The organism is Streptomyces hyaluromycini (assembly GCF_002217755.1).
GTDB lineage: Bacteria > Actinomycetota > Actinomycetes > Streptomycetales > Streptomycetaceae > Streptomyces > Streptomyces hyaluromycini.
Window position 1 is genome coordinate 24,514 of sequence record NZ_BCFL01000034.1, and the last position, 16,976, is coordinate 41,489.

The window sequence follows — 16,976 nt, forward strand, 5'->3', positions numbered from 1 at the left end:
ATCACGCTACGTACTTGGGTTGTGGCTGAGATGCAGAACATCAGAACTGGTCGGCACTGTGTTTTCGTGATGCAAGTCCACTTGGTATTTGTGACCAAGTTCCGACACAAGGTGTTCACGGATGCCCATCTGACGCGCATGGAGGAGATCAAGCGAGCGGTGTGCGCGGACTCAAAGGCGAGGACAACCACGGCCATCTCCTGGTGAACTTCCAGCTCAAGGTCGCTGTGACCAAACTCGTCAACTCCCTCAAGGGTTTCTCCTCCCACCGCCCGCGCGTGGGGGTACCTCCCGGGCCGGAGGCTGGGGGAGAGTTCTCCGGTCTCGCCTGGCACTGCTGGCGGGCCAACTCAAGCTCTGGTCCGGGTCCTACTTCGCCAGCGCTTTGGGAGCACACCCCGTCGTCCGGCAGTGCATCGAGCAACAGAGCCGACCCGGCCAACTCCAGCCGGTGGCGCCGACCCGGAGGGTGACGTCGTGCTCGGAGTCGGCCTGGGCGCTGCCGCCGCAGGCCGCGGCGAAGGGCAGCAGGAGGGCGGTGAGCAGGGCGCGGGGCAACAACACGGGGTCTCCATGGGGTACTCGCAGAGTCGACGGGGGTGTCAGGCGGCGGGGGCGGTGGCGGCGCGGTGGGCCAGTTCCTGGCGGACCAGGGGCAGGATGTGCCGGGCGTAGTCGATGGCGTCGTTGAGCGGGTCGTAGCCGCGGATCGACAGCAGGTCGCAGCCGATGTCGACGTAGTCGAGGAGGGCCTGGGCGACGGTCTCGGGGGTGCCGACGAGGGCGGTGGAGGCGCCGGCCGCGTTGGTGGCGACGGCGGGGGCGGTCCACAGGCAGCGGTCGTGGACCTCGCCGCGCTCGGCGATGTCGAGCAGCCGCTGGGAGCCGACGTTCGCCGGGCGCCCTGCGGTGCGGTAGTGGCGGAGCAGTTCGGTGGTGCGGGCCTGGTCCTTGAGGACGCCGAGGGTGCGGTGCGCCTTCTCCCAGGCGAGTTCCTCGGTGGGCGCGATGATCGGGCGGAAGGAGACCCAGATCCGGGGGTGCGGGCGGCCGGCCGCGTCGGCGACCGCGTTGACGGCGGCGATCTGCTCGGCCGTCTCCTTCAGCGGTTCGCCCCACAGGCCGAAGATGTCGCCCTGCTGGCCGCCGACCCGGTAGGCGTCCTGGGAGGAGCCGCCGACGGAGACCGGGACCAGGCCGTGCACCGGCTTCACGTCCGAGTAGTAGCCCTCGAAGGTGAAGTACTTGCCGTGGTGCGAGACGGGGCCGTCGGCCTGCCAGACCTTCCGGAGGATCTGGATGTACTCGTCGGAACGCTCGTACCGCTCGGCCTTGTCGAGGTAGTCGCCCTCGCGGTGCTGCTCCTCGTCGTTGCCGCCGGAGATGATGTGGAGGGTGAGGCGGCCGTTGCTGATCTGGTCGAGGGTGGCGAGGGCGCGGGCCGCGTGGGTCGGGAAGATCACGCCGGGGCGGTGGGCGAGGATCGGGCGGACGCGTTCGGTGTGGGTGGCGACGAACTGGGCTACCTGGAAGGCGTCCGGGGAGGCCGAGTGGTAGGCGACCAGGGTGTGGTCGAAGCCGCCGTCGTCCAGGGCGCGGGCGTACCTGCGCAGGTGGTCGACGTCCAGGCCGGTACGGCTGGAGGCGGCGGGTCCGGAGGCTCCGGCGTCGGTGTGGACGGCGCTGATGAACTCGACAGGCATGAAGACTCCCGTGACTGCTCGGGGCTGCTTGAGAGGGCTCGTGGCTGCTCGTGGCTACTTGAGGAGAGAGGTGTCGGCGGACTTCGCCACGTCGACGTTCGGGTCGAGGACGCCGATGCCGTTCATGAGGTCGGCGACGCCCTGGACGGTCGTGTTCACGTCGGAGGTGATCGGCAGCACCTGGCTGTACGCGGCGGAGGCCAGGGTCCTGGCGACGGTCGCGTCGGCGCCGTTGCGCTGCTCGATGGCCTTGGCGTACGCGTCCTGGTGGGTGCTGGTCCACTTCAGGGCCGTACCGAGGCGCTTGAGGAAGTCGGACAGCGCGGCCTTCTTGGAGGTGTCCGCGAGGGCCTTGTCGGAGGCGTTGACGAAGCCGATGCCGCTGACCCGGCCGTCCGCGCCGTCGACGAGCAGCCGGCCGCCCTGCTCAAGCCCGACGGCCTGGTAGACGCCGAAGGTCGCCCAGATATTGATCTTCCCGGAGGCGAAGGCGGCCTGCGCGTCGGTCGGCAGCAGGTACTGCACCTTGACGTCCTTGTAGCTGAGCCCGTTCTGCTTCAGCACGTTGGCCAGCAGGTACTCCGAGACGCTGCCCTTGGCCGAGGAGACGACGACCTTCTGGCCCTTGAGGTCCTTGACGCTGTCGATGCCGGAGTCCTTGCGGACGACGATGCCGACGTGGGTGCCGTCGTTCTTGAGCGCGGCGATGTTCTTCAGCTTCACCCCGCCGCTGAGCGCCTGCAGGGCGGGCAGGTCGGCGGAGTAGCCGGTGTCGGCGGCGCCCGCCTGAACGGCCTGGTAGAGCGGGGCGGCGCCCTCGAACTCGGCCCACTTCACCTTGTACTTGGCGCCCTTGAGGGCGTCGGAGGCGGCGACGATCGTCTGCAGGGTCTTGGCCTGGTCGCCGATGGTGAGGGTGACCTGCCCCTTGGAGGAGGCGTCGGCCGAGGAGTCCGCGCCGCAGGCGGACAGCGCCAGCAGGGCGAGGGCGCTCAGCGCGGCGGTGGCGGCAGTGGTGGCGGTGGCGGTGGCGGTGGCGGTGGCGGTGGCGGTGGCGGTGGCGGTGGCGGTGGCGGTGGCGGCGAGTCTGCGGGGTCCGCGTACGGCGCGTGTCACGAGGGGGTTCCTTCCAGGGTGCGGGTGACGCCGAGCCAGCCGAGCAGCCGGGCGCGCAGGGAGACGAAGTCGGGGGTGGTCAGGTCGCGGGGGCGGGGCAGGTCGACGGTGAGCTCGTGGGCGATCCGGCCGCCGTCCATCACCAGCACCCGGTCGGCGAGCAGCAGCGCCTCCTCCACGTCGTGGGTGACCAGGAGGACCGCGCAGCCGTGCGACTGCCAGAGTTCGGCGACGAGCTGCTGGACCTTGCCGCGGGTGAGGGCGTCGAGGGCGCCGAACGGCTCGTCGAGGAGCAGCAGTTCGGGCTCCCGGACCAGGGCGCGGGCCAGCGAGACCCGCTGGGCCTGGCCGCCGGAGAGGGTCTTCGGCCACACCCCGGCACGGTCGGCGATGCCCACCTCGTCCAGGGCCTTCGCGGCGAGCGCGCGGTCGGGGCGGCCGGGCAGGCCGAGGACGACGTTGCGCCACACCTTCAGCCAGGGCAGCAGCCGGGGCGACTGGAACGCGGCGCTGCGGCGCACCGGCACGGTCACCTCGCCGCCGATCTCGCCGTCGAGGCCGGCGAGGATCCTCAGCAGCGTCGACTTGCCGCAGCCGCTGTGCCCGAGCAGGGCCACGAACTCGCCCTCACGCAGGTCGAGGTCGAGGTCGTGCAGGACGGTGTTGCCGTCGAAGGCCCGGGAAAGCCCGCGTATCTCCACACTGTTGGCCATGGTGCTCACGCCTCGCCCTCGAAGTTGGCCCGCCAGGTCAGCAGGCGGCGGGACAGGATCCGTACGGCGAAGTCGCAGGCCAGACCGAGCAGGGCGTAGACGACGAGGCACAGCACGATGACGTCGGTGCGGAAGTACTGCTGGGCGTTGCTCATCAGATAGCCGAGGCCCGCGTCCGCGTTGATCTGCTCGGCGAAGACCAGGGCCAGCCAGGCCGTCGACAGGGCGTACCGGAGTCCCACGAGGGCACCGGGCAGCGCGCTCGGCAGGATCACGTACATCACGAGGCCGAGCCGGCCGAGGCCCATCATGCGGGCGGCCTCGACGAGTTGGGCGTCGGTGGAGCGGATGCCGCCGTAGATGTTGAAGTACAGGGGGTAGGTGACGCCGAGTGCGACCAGGGCGATCTTCGGGGTCTCCTCGATGCCGAACCAGACGATGAACAGCGGGATCAGACCGACCCAGGGGATCGCCCGGAACATGCCCATCGAGGAGTCGATGACGTCCTCGCCGAGCCGGAACAGCCCGGCGAGGAGGGAGAGGACGAGGGCGACCGTGGCGCCGATGAGGAAGCCGATGGCGGCCCGGCGGCCCGACGCGGCGATGGCGCGGGGCAGTTCGCCGTCCTTGGTGAGGTCGACGGCCTGTCTGAGCACGTCCACCGGGGAGGCCAGCACGGACTCCGGCAGGACACCGGTGGCGGAGGCCAGGAACCAGAGCAGGACCAGGCCGACCGGTCCGGCGGCGCGGCGCACGGAACGGGGCACGGCCGGCCGACGGCCCTGCCGGACGGTGCCGCGGATCGTGACCCGCCCGGCCGTCGGCGCGGCCTGCGGCGCGGGAACGGCGGCCTTCAGCGATTCGGTGGTCATGAGGAACCCCCCACGGAGGAATCCTTCGCGGAGGAACCCCTCGCGGAGGAACCCCCCACGGAGGAACCCCTCGCCACGGAGAGCGGTCCGGACGGCAGGGGTCCCGTCGCGGCCGGGCGGCCGGGATCCGCGGACCACGCCGACCAGGAGCCGGGGAACAGGACCGCCTCGAACCCGGCGATCTCCAGGGCCGCGATCTGGTGGGCGGCGGTGACCCCGGAGCCGCAGTAGACGCCGATCCGTGCGGCCGCGCCCGCGCCCGCCTTCTCGAACCGTTCGCGCAGTACGTCGGCGGGAAGGAAGGTGCCGTCGGCGGCGAGGTTCTCGCCGGTCGGCGCGGAGACCGCGCCCGGGATGTGCCCGGCCCTCGGGTCCACCGGCTCGGCGTCGCCCCGGTACCGCTCCCCGGCCCGCGCGTCCAGCAGCAGCCCGTCGGCGGCGAGTTCGGCGGCGCCGTCGGCATCCGTCACGGGCAGCGCACCCGCCCGGAGTACGACGTCTCCGGGCGCCGGAGCGGCCGGGATCCCGGTCTCCAGCGGCAGCCCGGCCGCCCGCCAGGCGCCCAGCGCCCCGTCGAGGAGCGTGACGTCGGTGAGGCCCGCGTACCGCAGCAGCCACCAGGCCCGTGCGGCCGCCGTGTTGCCCAGGTCGTCGTGGACCACGACGGCCTGCCCCTCGCGCACGCCCCAGCGCCGTACCGCCGACCGGAAGGTGTCGGGGTCGGGCAGGGGATGGCGGCCGTCCCGCGGCGAGGGCGGTGCGGCCAGTTCGGTGTCGAGGTCGACGTAGACCGCGCCCGGGATGTGCCCGGCGGCGTAGTGGCCGCGGCCGTGCGGGTCGCCCAGTGCCCAGCGGACGTCGAGGACGGCGGGCGGCCGGTCGGAGCCGAGCAGGTCGCGCAGCTCGGCGGCGGTGGTCAGGACCCGGCGGCTCATGCGAGGCCCTCCGCGATCGGGGGCAGCTCGGGCGAGAGACGCAGGCGCTCCAGGAACAGCACGACGGTGGCGGCGGCCGTACGGTGCAGGGCGTCGTTGAGGACGTCGTGGCGGCCGCCGGTGAACTCCACCAGGTGGGCCGGGGAACCCGCGTAGGCCGCGCGGGCCGCCGCCAGGGGGCTGACCGTGTCGTCCCTGCCGTGCAGGGCCAGTACCGGCACCCGTACCCGGTCCAGGCGGAGTTCCGGCAGGTCGGGTGTGGTGTCGAGGGCTCCGCGCCGGAACGCGGGGTCGCCGGTCAGCCGGGCCTGGTGGGTGGGGCAGCCGGTGCGCGCCTCGATCTCCGCCTCCCAGCTGCCCGCCGTCCAGGGGCCGGTGGGCAGCCCGGCCAGGATCAGCGCGTCGGCGCCGGAGGCGGGCTCGGCGGCCAGCTCCACGGCGTACCGGGCGCCGGTGTCCGAGCCGACCAGGACCTTCGGTCCGGGCAGTGACTCGTCGGCGAGGAGTTTGGCGGCCTCGTCGAGGACCGCCGGGTCGGCGGCGGGGTCGCCGAGGGCGCGGACGCGGTAGGCGTCGAAGGCCAGCCGGCGGCCGAACCGCTCGTACACACCGCCGTGTTCACCGCGGCCGGCCAGCACGATCAGCGTGCCGCGCGCGGCGAGGCCTTCGGGTTCGTCCCAGGAGAAGGGCATGAGGGGGCAACTCCCGTTCCGGAGCAGGGGGAAAGAGAAAAAAGGGGAGGAGAGGCGGCCGTCACCGGCACGTGTCAGCCACGGGGCGATTTCGGTGCGGGCAGCGGAAGGACGCGCGCAGGCGCGGAGGAATCAGCGACAGCGGGCGCTGCACGCCACGCCGAAGTCGATGACTCGGCGCTGCGTCAGAAGGGCAGCCGTGGCGGTCGCGAACATGGGTCCATCATGAGCGGCGGTGACCGAACGCGTCCAACGATGATTCCGCATCGAAACCGATCAGGGATCGCGATCGGTCGGGGAAACGGCTACCGTCACCGCTATGTCCCGACCCGTCCTCGACATCGTGGCCCTGCGCAGCCTGACCGCGGTCGCCGACTGCGGCGGCTTCCACCGGGCCGCCCGCACGCTCGCCCTCAGCCAGTCGGCGGTGAGCCAGCACGTGCGCAAACTGGAGAAGGCGCTGGGACACCCCGTGGTCGAACGCGAGGGCCGCGGCACCCGGTTCACCCCCGAGGGCCGCCTGCTGCTCGAACAGGCCCGGCGCATCCTCGCCGTCCACGACGAGGCCCTGCGGGTGCTGCTGGACGCGGACGGCGACACCGTCACCATCGGCTCCACCGAGCACGCGGCGGACCAGTTCCTGCCCCGGCTCACCGCCGCCGTCCAGGAGGTACGGCCCGGCTGCCGGGTCCGGTACCGCATCGACCGCTCCGCACGGCTGGTGGAGGCGGTCGAGCGGGGCAGCGTGGATGTGGCGGTGTACGTCACCGAGGCCGCCGCCACCGAGGGCACGCCCGTCGGCGGTCTTCCGCTCTCCTGGCACGCGACCCCCGGCTGGCGACGGCCGGACGCCCCCTCCCCCGTGCCGCTGGTCGCCATCGAGGAGCCCTGCGCGATCCGCCGCCGGGCCATCGCCACGCTCGCCGCGCAGGGTGTGCCGGCCACGGTCGTCGGCGACGCCGGCTATCTCGCGGGCGTCCTCGACATCGCCCGCACCGGGCAGGGCGTCGCCCTGATCGCCGCGGTCGGCGCGGCCCCGGACGGCCTGACCCGGTACGACGGCCTGCCCGCCGTCACCCCCATCCCGATGAGCGCCCTCGCCCGCCCCGGCGCCGACCCCACGACGGTACGGGCCGCGTTCGCCGCCGTCCGGGAGCTGCTCGGCGGGGCGGCGGCGGACGGGATCTGACGGCCGCCCTGTCACAGCGACGGCGGGCCGCAGTGGTCGGCCGAAGCGGTCAGCAGGAGGCGATCGAGCGGCGGTGCCGTGCCAGGACGGCCTGCCGCAGGGCGCCCAGGACCAGCGACTGGAGCAGCGCCGAGACGACGACCGTGCCGATGAAGAACCAGTTCGGGGTGTCCGTGCGCCAGGCCGTCCGGCCGAGCGCCGCGAGCAGCGGGTACACCGGGAACGTGACCAGGGGCGGCCAGAGCCAGGCGTAGTCGGAACCGTGGTCGTCCGCGTCGCCGGCGTCGACGACGGCCTTGGCGATGACGACGGCGACCAGGACCAGGTAGGCCACCGAGAGGCGGTTGGTGAGCATCAGCCGGACAACGGTGCGGGCCGGGCCGGTTTCCATCGTCGTCTCCCCCGTGGCCGGTCGTCGAGTTCCCTCTCCCCTACTGCATCGTCGGGGCAGGACCGCGCCCCGGTCCTGAGTACGCGTACTCAGTTGTGCGAACTGATTCCCTTACCCAGGTCAGGAGTTCGACTATGCCGCCCGTGCCACGTCGTACAGCTTCTCCAGCCGCTCCCGCGTGTCGTCGTCCGCCGGGACGTAGGTGACCATCCGCGCCCCGGACCCCGGGTTCAGGAACAGGTCCGTGTGTTCCAGGGTGAGGAGGCCGACGTGCGGGTTGAGGAACCGCTTGGTCCTGGCGCGCAGGTCCACCACCTCGTAGCGCTCCCAGTTCTCGCGGAACTCCGCGGACTCCGCCGCCAGCCGCTTGACCAGCATCTTCCAGGCCGGCTCGGCGAGATGGCCGGCCATGGACCCGCGGAGTTTCGCGGCCATCAGGCGGCGGGTCTCCTCCAGGTCGACGATCGAGCGGCGCCAGTCGGGGTTGGTGTAGACGAGGATCATGCAGTTGCGGTCCTCGGGCGGCACCGCGTCGAGGTCGCCCATCAGGCGGGCGTAGGTGCGGTTGTAGGCGAGGATGTCGTAGCGGCTGTTCTGGACGGAGGCCGGGAGGGGTTCCAGGGCGCGGAGCATCTCGTGCAGGGCCGGGGTGACGCCCGTGCAGCTCGCGGCCGGGGTCGGGTCGACGGCTTCGGCCAGCTGGAAGAGGTGGGCGCGCTCGGTGCCGTCGAGCCGCAGGGTGCGGGCGAGGGCGTCCAGGACCTGGACGGAGACCTGGATGTCCCGGGCCTGTTCGAGCCAGGTGTACCAGGTGACGCCGACCGCGGAGAGCTGGGCGACCTCCTCGCGGCGCAGGCCGGGCGTGCGGCGGCGGGTGCCGCGCGGCAGGCCCACCTCCTCCGGGGTGATCCGCTCCCGGCGGCTGCGCAGGAACGCGGCCAGCTCGTGCCGGCGGATGTCGGCACCCCGGCCCGGGGCGGGGGCCGCCTGCTGCCGAAGGGGCGTCGTCTCCTGCGCCGTGGTCGTCATGCATCCAGCCTGCCGTATCGCCGATCCTGTTGCCAGGTACTTCTACTACCAGGAGAAGGAGACTCTGGTACCAGTCTCGGGGAGACCGCAGGCTCGGTGCATGACCGAAACCGTCACCACCGCGAACGTACGGTCCCCGGCCGCGCCACCGGCGCTCGGCGGCCCCGGACTGTTCACCGTCCTGCTGGCCGCCGCCCTTCCCCTCATCGACTTCTTCATCGTCAACGTCGCCCTGCCCACCATCGGCGCCGACCTGCACGCGGGCGAGGCGGTCCTGGAACTCGTCGTCGCCGGGTACGGCGTCGCCTACGCCGTGCTGCTGGTGCTCGGCGGGCGGCTCGGCGACCTGTTCGGGCGCCGCCGGCTCTTCCTCGGCGGCATGGCCGCGTTCGGGCTGACCTCGCTGGCCTGCGGACTCGCGCCCAGCGCCTGGACGCTGGTGGCGGCCCGGGTCGCCCAGGGCGCCGCGTCCGCCGCGATGCTCCCGCAGGTCCTCGCCACCATCCAGGCCGCCACCGCCGGCGGCCGCCGCGCCCGGGCCATGAGCCTGTACGGCGCCACCGCCGGCCTCTCCATGGTGGCCGGGCAGATACTCGGCGGGGTGCTGGTCGCCGCCGATCTCTGGGGCACCGGCTGGCGCTCGGTGTTCCTCGTCAACGTGCCGGTCGTGGTCGTCGGGCTGGTGCTCGGCGCCCGGTTCGTGCCGGAGACGAAGTCGCAGAAGCCCCAGCCCGTCGACGGCCCCGGAACCGTGCTCCTCGCCGCCTCTCTCCTCGCCCTGCTCGCCCCGCTCACCGAGGGCCGGGCGGCGGGCTGGCCGCTGTGGACCTGGCTGTCGCTGGCCGCGTTCCCGGGCGTGGCCGTCGCCTTCTACGCCGTGGAGCGCCGCGCCGACCGCGCGGGCCGTACGCCGCTGGTGCCGCCGAGCCTGTTCGAACTCGCCTCGCTGCGCCGGGGTCTGGTGCTGATGCTGCCGTTCTCGATCGGGTTCAGCGGGTTCATGTTCGTGATCGCCGTGGCCCTGCAGAGCGGGGAGCATCTGGGCCCGGTCGCGGCCGGCATGGCGCTCGCCCCGATGGCGGTCGCCTTCCTGTTCGTCTCGCTCGCCGGGCCGCGGCTGATCGCCCGGTACGGCAGCCGGGTGGTGACCGCCGGGTCCGTGATCCAGGCGGTCGGCATCGTCCTCATCGTGCTCGCCGCCCGGCGGGACTGGCCGCACCTGGACTTCGCCGGGCTGCTGCCCGGGGTCGCGATCGCCGGTGCCGGTCAGGCCCTGCAACTCCCCAACGTGCTGCGTCTGGTGATGTCGGAGGTGCCGCCCGCGCGGGCCGGGGTGGGCAGCGGCGTGATGGTCACCACCCAGCAGTCCGCGCTCGCCCTCGGCGTGGCCACCCTGGGCACCCTGTTCCTCTCCCTGGTCCCGCACCAGGGCATGCGGGACGCCCTGGTCACCACCCTGCTGGTCCAGCTGGGCCTGACGGTGGTGACCGGCCTGCTCAGCCTGCGCCTGCCCCGCACGGTGAACTGACCGCCCCGCATTCCGCGCCCCCGAAGGGGCGCGGGGAACTGCGCGACCAGCCACGACGGCGCCGCAGACGCCTGACGACCCGATGCGGCACTCCCAGCGGCGCACTCAGCCGCCACTGCCGCCCAGTTCGAACCAGACGATCTTGCCGGTGCCCAGCCGGGTCGTGCCCCAGCGCCGGGCCAGCCGGTGCACCAGGTACAGCCCGCGGCCGTGTTCGTCGGTGGCCTTGGCCTGCCGCAGCCTCGGCAGCTGCGGCACGTCGTCGCCGACCTCGCAGCGCAGCACGTCCGTGCGCAGCAGCCGCAGGCTGATCGGGCGGGAGGCGTGCCGTACGGCGTTGGTGACGATCTCGCTGACCAGCAGCTCGGCGGTGTCGGTGAGGTCCTCCAGGTCCCAGCCGGCCAGGGCCTGCCGGGTGAGCCGGCGGGCCCGGCCGGGGGCGCCGACCTCCGGCTCCAGGGTCCAGTACGCCACGTCGCTCGGCGCGATGCCGTCGAAGCGGGCGGCGAGCAGCGCGATGTCGTCGTCCCGGTCGCCCGGCCCGAGCATGTCGAGCACCTCGTCGCACAGGGCCTCAAGCGGCGGGGGCCGGTCGGGACCGGTCAGCTGGGCGGTGGCGGCGATCCGTTCGCGCAGCTGCTCGATGCCGGTCCACACGTCGCGCAGCCGGGACTCGACCAGGCCGTCGGTGTAGAGAAGCAGGGTGGCCCCGGTGGGCGCGTCCAGCTCGACCGCCTCGAAGTCGATGCCGCCGACGCCGATCGGGGCGCCCGGCGGCACCGTGAGGACCTCCGTCTTGCCGCCCGGGTACAGCAGGATCGGCGGCGGATGGCCGGCGTTGGCGACGGTCATGCGGTGCGAGACCGGGTCGTAGACGACGTACAGGCAGGTGGCCATGCGGTCGGTGCCGAGCCGCTGGGCCTGTTCGTCGAGGTGGTGCAGCACCTCCTGCGGGGGCAGGTCGAGGCCGGCCAGGGTCAGCGCGGTGGTGCGCAGCTGGCCCATGACGGCGGCCGAGGTCATGGAGTGGCCCATGACGTCGCCGACGACCAGCGCCACCCGGCTGCCGGGCAGCGGGATGGCGTCGTACCAGTCGCCGCCGACGCGGGCGGTCTCGGCGGCGGGCAGGTAGCGCACCGCCAGCCGGACGCCGGTGGGCCGGGGCAGGGAGTGCGGCAGCATCGCGCGCTGCAGCCGGTCGGCGATGAACGCCTCCCTGCTGTACAGCACGGCCTTGTCGACGCCGAGCGCGGTGTGGGTGGCGAGCTGGGCGGCGACCAGGAGGTCGGCGGGCTCGAACGCCGGGCGCTCGGGCCGGCGCAGGAAGACGACCGCGCCGGTGACCCGGCGGCGGCCGCGCAGCGGGGCGAGGATCGCGTGCGAGCCGACCCAGTCGTTCAGCGCGCTGTCCGCGCCGACGAGTTCGCCCAGTGCGGCGCGGGTCGGCGGGGTGTCGGCGAACACCGGCCGGACCCCGCGGAGCACCTCGGCGAGGGCGCCGCCGGGCACCACCTCGCTCCAGTCGGAGGCGTCCAGGTCGTCCTGCTCGTCGTCCACCGTCTCCGCGGGCCAGACCAGGCCCTCGGCGCCGGGGCCCTTGAGCCGGTCGGTGCGGCGCAGCCGCAGCACGGCCGGGCCGTTGGGGCGTTCGTCGCCGACCGGGAGCGGGTCGCGCAGGTAGACGAGGGCCGCGTCGGAGTACGTCGGTACGGCGGCCCGGCACAGGCCGAGCACGATCTCGTCGGTGTCGAAGCCGCGGGCGATCCGCCGGGTGGCCGCGCCGACGTAGCGCAGCCGGTCCTCGTCCGGGGCCTTGGGCACGGCGGGCGGCCCGGACCCGAGGGTGTCCTCGCGCACGCCGAGCGCGGTCTGCGCCGACAGTGCGTCGGCCAGGGCGATGTCGTCCTCCACGAAGTCCTCTCGGTCCGGGCGCCGCAGGAACACCACCACGCCCACGACCGCGTCGGGGGCGCGCAGCGGGGCGAGCAGGACCCGGTTCCCCTGCGGGAGCCGGGGTGCCGTCCCCAGGAGTTCGCGGAGGGCCTCGTCCACGTCGTCCGGGCCCCGGCCGCGTGCCCTGCCGCAGCGCAGGAGCGCGGCGAGCGCGCCGTCGGGCGCCACCGGTCTCGACGGCGGGGGCGTTCCGCCCATGACGCCGCCGAGTTCGAGGGGCACCCCGTCCAGCCGAAGGCGCTCCGGCTCGGACCGGCCCGGCAAGTGGTCGCCGAGGTAGACGAACATCCCGTCCGCCAGGTCCGGGACCGTCACGCGGTACAGCTCACGGACGGCCTGGTCCGCGCCCTCGGCGCGGGCGATCCGGCGGCCGGCAACGGCCAGGAAACGTTGAGGATCCGGCAGCATCGCCTCTCCGTGCCGGTGGCCGCTTCACACAAGGTCGCTTTCATCTTGAGCCAGGGTCAATGCCCTGTCCAGGGTTTCCGCCAGTACACCAAGTCCGGCTCATGATCCGGCGGTTGGTACGGGGGCGCGCCCAAGGGGCCTTGTCCGCCGTGTGAACTCCGGGGGCGTCCTCGCTAAAACCCGGTGAAGAAATCCCCGTTGATGTTGGTCTTGCTGCACACTCCTTGCCGTCGGCCCGCCGTCGACACGTGCCGAACAGCAGACCGGGTACGGACTCCGGAGGCGTCATGTCGCAGATCGACGAGAGCAAGGTCAGCCGCTGGGACCAGCACGGCCGGGAACACGTGGTCCGGGTGCAGCGCACGGGTGTGCAGCGCACGATCGAATGCGACACCTGCGGCTGGCGCAAGGGCGCGCAGTTCCTGCCCTGGCTGAAGGCGCAGGAGCATCTGGCCGAGGCCCACCAGGCCACCGTGGATCCGGCGGGCGCCCAGCCCTCGCGATGACTTTCCGGCGGCGCGGGAGTCGTACCGCCCGAGACCGCGCCCACCGGAAGGACGACCGATGACCGTGCCCCCGCTGCATGCCGCCCTGCGCCGCGCGAGAACGCCGGCCTCTTCCTGGAGGGCCAGGGCTGGGGATACGGCGGCCAGGTCGACGTCACCCCGGCCGGCCCCTGGTCGGTGCCGGGCCGCTACGGCTGGGTCGGCGGCACCGGCACCACCGCGCACATCGTCCCCGCCACCGGTACGGTCACGGTCCTCATGACCCAGACGGCCATGACGAGCCCGACGCCGACCCCGCTGATGCGGGACTTCTGGCGGGTCACGGCCTAGCGCGGACACTACGCCGTTCGGGTGAGTATCCGAAGAGGAACCGCAAGGTCAGGGCACCCGTCGCCACCTGCGGACTTTACCGGGCCGAGGGGCGGCGCCCACCCGCTTCGGAGGCCGCTCGGGTCGCCGCCGGGCGCGCCCCGGCCAACCCTTGTCGAGTCCCCCCGTCACTCGACAGGAGTACGTCCATGCACACCACCCAGCGCCAGATCTCCCGAGCCCTCGCCGCCGGTGCGCTCTCCGTGGCCCTGCTGTCGGCCGGTTCCGCCGGGGCCTTCGCCACCGGGGCCAAGCCGGCCCCGTCGCCCACCATGAGCGCCAAGCCGAACCCCAAGCCGACCCCGTCGCCCAGCATGAGCGCCAAGCCGAACCCCAAGCCGAGCCCCTCCACCATGTCCTCGATCTCGGTCAAGGCGGACAAGACCTCGGTCGGCGTCGGTGACCCGGTGACCTTCACCGGCCGCACCAGCGGACTCAAGGTGGGCTGGCCGCTGGTGCTCCAGCACCAGGTGGGCGGCAAGTGGATCCCGCTCAAGGCGACCGCGAAGGTCAAGAACGGCAGCTCCTACTCGCTGACCGCGAAGCTCAACAACCCCGGCGCCGAGCATCTGCGGGTCTCGGCGGTCGGCAAGAAGGTCTACTCCCCGACCGTGACGGTCAACGTGAGCTGAGGCCTCGCAGCAGCAGCTCCACCAGCGCCCCGAAGTCCGCCTCGGCCTCCGGCCGCACCCACTCCCGCGCATAGCCCGGGTCGTGGAAGCGGCCGGTGGCCTGGAAGACGGTCCGGGCCGCGGCGGCGGGGTCGGGCACGGTGAAGACACCCGTCCCGGCCCCGTCCCGGATGATCCCGGTCAGCTGGCCGGTCAGGTCGGCGATGTGCTCGGTGACCGCCGGGCCGTTCTCGTCGACCAGCACCATGTAGGTGGCGAACAGCTCCGGGTCGGCGCCGGCCTTGCGCCGCTTCGCGTCGAACAGGGCCTGCAGCCAGTCACGCAGCCGGACCTCCGGGTCCCGGTCGCCGGCCGCGATGCCGGACAGCTGCGCCGAGGTGCGGTCCAGCCACCTCTTCGTCACCGCTTCCCGCAGCGCGGCCTTGGTCCGGAAGTGCCGGTAGACACTGCCGTGGCTGACACCGAGCGCGCGCGCCACGTCCACCACGGTGGCCTTGGCCGGGCCGTGCCGGCGCAGCACCTCCTCGGTCGCCTCAAGGATGCGCTCGGCGGTCAGGGCCGGGGTCGGGGTCGGGGACGTCGCTGCCATGGCCTAGACGGTACCTGGCGCCGCGGTCAGTGCTCGGTGCCGAGATGGCTCATCTGCGCGGCCGGGTAGCGGGTGCCCGCCGCCGCGTCCGCCGGTACGGCCTCCTCGATCGCCGCCAGGTCGGCCGCGTCCAGGGTGACGTCCAGCGCGCCCAGGGACTCGGCGAGCCGCTCGCGGGTGCGGGCGCCGACGAGCGGCACGATGTCGTCGCCGCGGGACAGCACCCACGCGATGGCGATCTGCGCGACCGTCACGCCCTTCTCGTCGGCGATCTTGCGCAGCGCCTCGACGAGGTCGAGGTTGTGCTGGAGGTTGTCGCCCTGGAAGCGCGGCGAGAAGGCCCGGAAGTCGCCCGCGCCGAGCTGCCGGTCGCGGGTGAAGTGACCCGAGATCAGCCCCCGGGAGAGCACGCCGTACGCGGTGATGCCGATGCCCAGCTCACGGGTGGTCGGCAGGATCTCCCGCTCGATGTCGCGGGTGATGATCGCGTACTCGATCTGCAGGTCGGAGATGGGCGCGGTGGCGGCGGCCCGCCGGATGTTCGCCACGCTCGCCTCGCTCAGCCCGATGTGCCGGACGTGTCCCTTCTCGACCAGTTCGGCGATGGCGCCGACCGTCTCCTCGATCGGCACGTCCGGGTCGACGCGGGCGATCCGGTAGACGTCGATGTGGTCGACGCCGAGGCGCTGGAGGGAGTAGGCGGCGAAGTTCTTCACGGCGGCCGGGCGGCCGTCGTAGGCGTTCCAGCCGCCGTCCGGGTCGCGCAGGGCGCCGAACTTGACGCTGGTCAGCGCCTTTTCCCGGAGGGCGGCGGGAGCCGTGCGCAGGGCCTCGCCGACCAGCATCTCGTTGTGGCCCATGGCGTAGAAGTCGCCGGTGTCGAGCAGGGTCACGCCGGCTTCGAGGGCGGCGTGGATCGTGGCGATCGACTCGGCGCGGTCGGCCTCGCCGTACAGCGCGGACATGCCCATGCAGCCGAGGCCGAGGGCGGAGACCTGGGGGCCGGTGGATCCGAGGGAGCGGGTGTGCGTCGTCATGGCTCCACCCTTGCATGACAGCTGACAGATTTCAATATCTGTCATTCCATAGCTGTCCTGAATGGTCCAGACCTATTGACGGGAGGTCTGGACCACGCGCATTGTCATGACTACGACACCCGTGCGCCCCACCCCGACCCCACCGGGAGGCCCCGCATGATCCGCCGCACGCTCAGTCTGCTCGCCGCCGCCCTTGCGACCGCGTGTCTCACCCAGCTCCCCGCCGCCGCGCCCGCTTCCGCCGCCGACACCTGTGCCGTCAAGTCCCGCCCCGCAGGCAAGGTGCTGCAGGGGTACTGGGAGAACTGGGACGGCTCCGCCAACGGGGTCCACCCGCCCTTCGGCTGGACCCCGATCACCGACTCCCGGATCGCCGCCCACGGCTACAACGTGATCAACGCGGCCTTCCCCGTGATCCGTTCCGACGGAACGGCGCTCTGGGAGGACGGCATGGACACGGGCGTGAAGGTGGCGACGCCCGCGGAGATGTGCGCGGCGAAGGCCTCCGGCCAGACGATCCTGCTGTCGATCGGCGGCGCGGCCGCGGGCATCGACCTCAGCTCCTCCACCGTGGCCGACAGGTTCGTCTCGACGATCGTCCCGATCCTGAAGAAGTACAACTTCGACGGCATCGACATCGACATCGAGACCGGCCTGGTGGGCAGCGGGTCGATCACCCAACTCTCCACGTCCCAGGCCAACCTGGTCCGCATCATCGACGGGATCCTCGCCCAGATGCCGTCCGGCTTCGGCCTCACGATGGCCCCGGAGACGGCGTACGTCACCGGGGGCAGCATCACCTACGGCTCGATCTGGGGCGCCTACCTGCCGATCATCAAGAAGTACGCCGACAACGGCCGCCTCTGGTGGCTCAACATGCAGTACTACAACGGCAGCATGTACGGCTGTTCCGGCGACTCCTACTCGGCCGGCACGGTGGCCGGCTTCACCGCGCAGACCGACTGCCTCAACAAGGGGCTGGTCGTACAGGGCACCACCGTCAAGGTGCCCTACGACAAGCAGGTCCCGGGCCTGCCCGCGCAGTCCGGTGCGGGCGGCGGCTACATGTCACCGTCCCTGGTCTCCCAGGCCTGGAACCACTACGGCACGTCCCTCAAGGGACTGATGACCTGGTCGATCAACTGGGACGGCTCGAAGAACTGGACCTTCGGCGACAACGTGAAGGCCCTCCAGCGCCGCTGACCCCACCGAACCGGCCGACCGCCACCCCACCCCCGAACCGGCCGGCGGGGTCCCCGCGGCCCGGCGGGGGCCGATCACGCACTTCCCCGCACCCCTCAGGCCGGCCGCCCT

17 protein-coding genes and 2 pseudogenes are annotated in these 16,976 nt (G+C 72.7%); 7 read left to right on the forward strand and 12 right to left on the reverse strand.

Annotated elements, in window-relative coordinates:
• Positions 1 to 21: 21 nt before the first annotated feature.
• Positions 22 to 436 (forward strand): annotated as a pseudogene (gene tnpA, locus SSP29_RS44660) (IS200/IS605 family transposase); the annotation flags it as partial.
• On the opposite strand, the gene SSP29_RS58925 reads toward tnpA, so the two are convergent.
• The 7 genes from SSP29_RS58925 to SSP29_RS44690 are packed head-to-tail and all read right to left on the reverse strand — an operon-like array spanning position 370 to position 6,031.
• Positions 370 to 564, reverse strand: a complete 195-nt coding sequence (locus SSP29_RS58925; protein ID WP_167450156.1) for a hypothetical protein — start codon at positions 562 to 564, stop codon at positions 370 to 372. The pseudogene tnpA and the gene SSP29_RS58925 overlap by 67 nt on opposite strands.
• A gap of 38 nt (positions 565 to 602) precedes the next feature.
• Positions 603 to 1,703, reverse strand: coding sequence for an LLM class flavin-dependent oxidoreductase (locus SSP29_RS44665; RefSeq protein ID WP_089106718.1), 1,101 nt, complete (start codon positions 1,701 to 1,703; stop codon positions 603 to 605).
• 54 nt (positions 1,704 to 1,757) lie between these two features.
• Positions 1,758 to 2,819 (reverse strand): ABC transporter substrate-binding protein, encoded by a 1,062-nt coding sequence (locus tag SSP29_RS44670; RefSeq protein WP_438363846.1) that lies wholly within the window; start codon positions 2,817 to 2,819, stop codon positions 1,758 to 1,760.
• Complete coding sequence (locus tag SSP29_RS44675) at positions 2,816 to 3,532, reverse strand: ABC transporter ATP-binding protein (protein ID WP_089106838.1); 717 nt, start codon at positions 3,530 to 3,532, stop codon at positions 2,816 to 2,818. The genes SSP29_RS44670 and SSP29_RS44675 overlap by 4 nt, the downstream gene beginning before the upstream one ends.
• Before the next feature lie 5 nt (positions 3,533 to 3,537).
• On the reverse strand, positions 3,538 to 4,404 hold the full coding sequence (locus SSP29_RS44680) for an ABC transporter permease (protein WP_089106719.1): 867 nt from the start codon (positions 4,402 to 4,404) through the stop codon (positions 3,538 to 3,540).
• Positions 4,401 to 5,339 (reverse strand): sulfurtransferase, encoded by a 939-nt coding sequence (locus SSP29_RS44685; protein ID WP_089106720.1) that lies wholly within the window; start codon positions 5,337 to 5,339, stop codon positions 4,401 to 4,403. Before SSP29_RS44685 ends, SSP29_RS44680 begins: the two co-directional genes overlap by 4 nt.
• Entirely contained in the window at positions 5,336 to 6,031 is a 696-nt protein-coding gene (locus SSP29_RS44690) for an alpha/beta hydrolase (protein ID WP_089106721.1), read from the reverse strand. Before SSP29_RS44690 ends, SSP29_RS44685 begins: the two co-directional genes overlap by 4 nt.
• 319 nt (positions 6,032 to 6,350) lie before the next feature.
• On the opposite strand from SSP29_RS44690, the gene SSP29_RS44695 reads away from it, so the two are divergent.
• A complete protein-coding gene (locus SSP29_RS44695) occupies positions 6,351 to 7,220 on the forward strand; it encodes a LysR family transcriptional regulator (RefSeq protein WP_089106722.1) in 870 nt (289 codons plus the stop codon).
• 49 nt (positions 7,221 to 7,269) lie between these two features.
• Here SSP29_RS44695 and SSP29_RS44700 read toward each other — a convergent pair whose 3' ends face one another.
• Both SSP29_RS44700 and SSP29_RS44705 read right to left on the reverse strand, forming a co-directional pair.
• On the reverse strand, positions 7,270 to 7,611 hold the full coding sequence (locus tag SSP29_RS44700) for an SCO4225 family membrane protein (protein ID WP_089106723.1): 342 nt from the start codon (positions 7,609 to 7,611) through the stop codon (positions 7,270 to 7,272).
• Between the two features lie 132 nt (positions 7,612 to 7,743).
• Positions 7,744 to 8,640: a helix-turn-helix transcriptional regulator gene (locus tag SSP29_RS44705; RefSeq protein WP_089106724.1), complete on the reverse strand. Its 897-nt coding sequence runs from the start codon at positions 8,638 to 8,640 to the stop codon at positions 7,744 to 7,746.
• A gap of 100 nt (positions 8,641 to 8,740) precedes the next feature.
• Between SSP29_RS44705 and SSP29_RS44710 the strand changes: the two genes are divergently transcribed.
• Complete coding sequence (locus SSP29_RS44710; RefSeq protein WP_089106725.1) at positions 8,741 to 10,168, forward strand: MFS transporter; 1,428 nt, start codon at positions 8,741 to 8,743, stop codon at positions 10,166 to 10,168.
• Between the two features lie 105 nt (positions 10,169 to 10,273).
• Here SSP29_RS44710 and SSP29_RS44715 read toward each other — a convergent pair whose 3' ends face one another.
• On the reverse strand, positions 10,274 to 12,529 hold the full coding sequence (locus tag SSP29_RS44715) for a SpoIIE family protein phosphatase (protein WP_150136147.1): 2,256 nt from the start codon (positions 12,527 to 12,529) through the stop codon (positions 10,274 to 10,276).
• A 287-nt stretch (positions 12,530 to 12,816) separates the two neighbouring features.
• On the opposite strand from SSP29_RS44715, the gene SSP29_RS44720 reads away from it, so the two are divergent.
• The 3 genes and pseudogenes from SSP29_RS44720 to SSP29_RS60610 all read left to right on the forward strand — a co-directional run bounded on the left by SSP29_RS44720 (position 12,817) and on the right by SSP29_RS60610 (position 14,036).
• A complete protein-coding gene (locus SSP29_RS44720; protein WP_089106726.1) occupies positions 12,817 to 13,035 on the forward strand; it encodes a hypothetical protein in 219 nt (72 codons plus the stop codon).
• Positions 13,036 to 13,128: 93 nt separating this feature from the next.
• A pseudogene (locus SSP29_RS44725) lies at positions 13,129 to 13,365 on the forward strand (serine hydrolase domain-containing protein); the annotation flags it as partial.
• 188 nt (positions 13,366 to 13,553) lie between these two features.
• Entirely contained in the window at positions 13,554 to 14,036 is a 483-nt protein-coding gene (locus SSP29_RS60610; RefSeq protein WP_150136149.1) for a hypothetical protein, read from the forward strand.
• Here the strand turns inward: SSP29_RS60610 and SSP29_RS44735 are convergent.
• Positions 14,023 to 14,625, reverse strand: coding sequence for a TetR/AcrR family transcriptional regulator (locus SSP29_RS44735; RefSeq protein ID WP_089106727.1), 603 nt, complete (start codon positions 14,623 to 14,625; stop codon positions 14,023 to 14,025). The genes SSP29_RS60610 and SSP29_RS44735 overlap by 14 nt on opposite strands.
• Before the next feature lie 26 nt (positions 14,626 to 14,651).
• Positions 14,652 to 15,662 carry an aldo/keto reductase gene (locus SSP29_RS44740; RefSeq protein ID WP_089106728.1) on the reverse strand — a complete coding sequence of 337 codons (1,011 nt, stop codon included), beginning with the start codon at positions 15,660 to 15,662 and terminating at the stop codon, positions 14,652 to 14,654.
• A gap of 156 nt (positions 15,663 to 15,818) precedes the next feature.
• Here SSP29_RS44740 and SSP29_RS44745 point away from each other — a divergent pair, with 156 nt between their 5' ends.
• On the forward strand, positions 15,819 to 16,865 hold the full coding sequence (locus tag SSP29_RS44745; protein ID WP_089106729.1) for a chitinase: 1,047 nt from the start codon (positions 15,819 to 15,821) through the stop codon (positions 16,863 to 16,865).
• The last annotated feature ends 111 nt before the right edge of the window (positions 16,866 to 16,976 follow it).

Coding starts and splice junctions, on each gene's coding strand:
- SSP29_RS44665 (WP_089106718.1), bottom strand. CDS start 1,703: ATGCCTGTCGAGTTCATCAGCGCCGTCCACACCGACGCCGGAGCCTCC.
- SSP29_RS44675 (WP_089106838.1), bottom strand. CDS start 3,532: ATGGCCAACAGTGTGGAGATACGCGGGCTTTCCCGGGCCTTCGACGGC.
- SSP29_RS44680 (WP_089106719.1), bottom strand. CDS start 4,404: ATGACCACCGAATCGCTGAAGGCCGCCGTTCCCGCGCCGCAGGCCGCG.
- SSP29_RS44685 (WP_089106720.1), bottom strand. CDS start 5,339: ATGAGCCGCCGGGTCCTGACCACCGCCGCCGAGCTGCGCGACCTGCTC.
- SSP29_RS44690 (WP_089106721.1), bottom strand. CDS start 6,031: ATGCCCTTCTCCTGGGACGAACCCGAAGGCCTCGCCGCGCGCGGCACG.
- SSP29_RS44695 (WP_089106722.1), top strand. CDS start 6,351: ATGTCCCGACCCGTCCTCGACATCGTGGCCCTGCGCAGCCTGACCGCG.
- SSP29_RS44700 (WP_089106723.1), bottom strand. CDS start 7,611: ATGGAAACCGGCCCGGCCCGCACCGTTGTCCGGCTGATGCTCACCAAC.
- SSP29_RS44705 (WP_089106724.1), bottom strand. CDS start 8,640: ATGACGACCACGGCGCAGGAGACGACGCCCCTTCGGCAGCAGGCGGCC.
- SSP29_RS44710 (WP_089106725.1), top strand. CDS start 8,741: ATGACCGAAACCGTCACCACCGCGAACGTACGGTCCCCGGCCGCGCCA.
- SSP29_RS44715 (WP_150136147.1), bottom strand. CDS start 12,529: ATGCTGCCGGATCCTCAACGTTTCCTGGCCGTTGCCGGCCGCCGGATC.
- SSP29_RS44720 (WP_089106726.1), top strand. CDS start 12,817: ATGTCGCAGATCGACGAGAGCAAGGTCAGCCGCTGGGACCAGCACGGC.
- SSP29_RS60610 (WP_150136149.1), top strand. CDS start 13,554: ATGCACACCACCCAGCGCCAGATCTCCCGAGCCCTCGCCGCCGGTGCG.
- SSP29_RS44735 (WP_089106727.1), bottom strand. CDS start 14,625: ATGGCAGCGACGTCCCCGACCCCGACCCCGGCCCTGACCGCCGAGCGC.
- SSP29_RS44740 (WP_089106728.1), bottom strand. CDS start 15,662: ATGACGACGCACACCCGCTCCCTCGGATCCACCGGCCCCCAGGTCTCC.
- SSP29_RS44745 (WP_089106729.1), top strand. CDS start 15,819: ATGATCCGCCGCACGCTCAGTCTGCTCGCCGCCGCCCTTGCGACCGCG.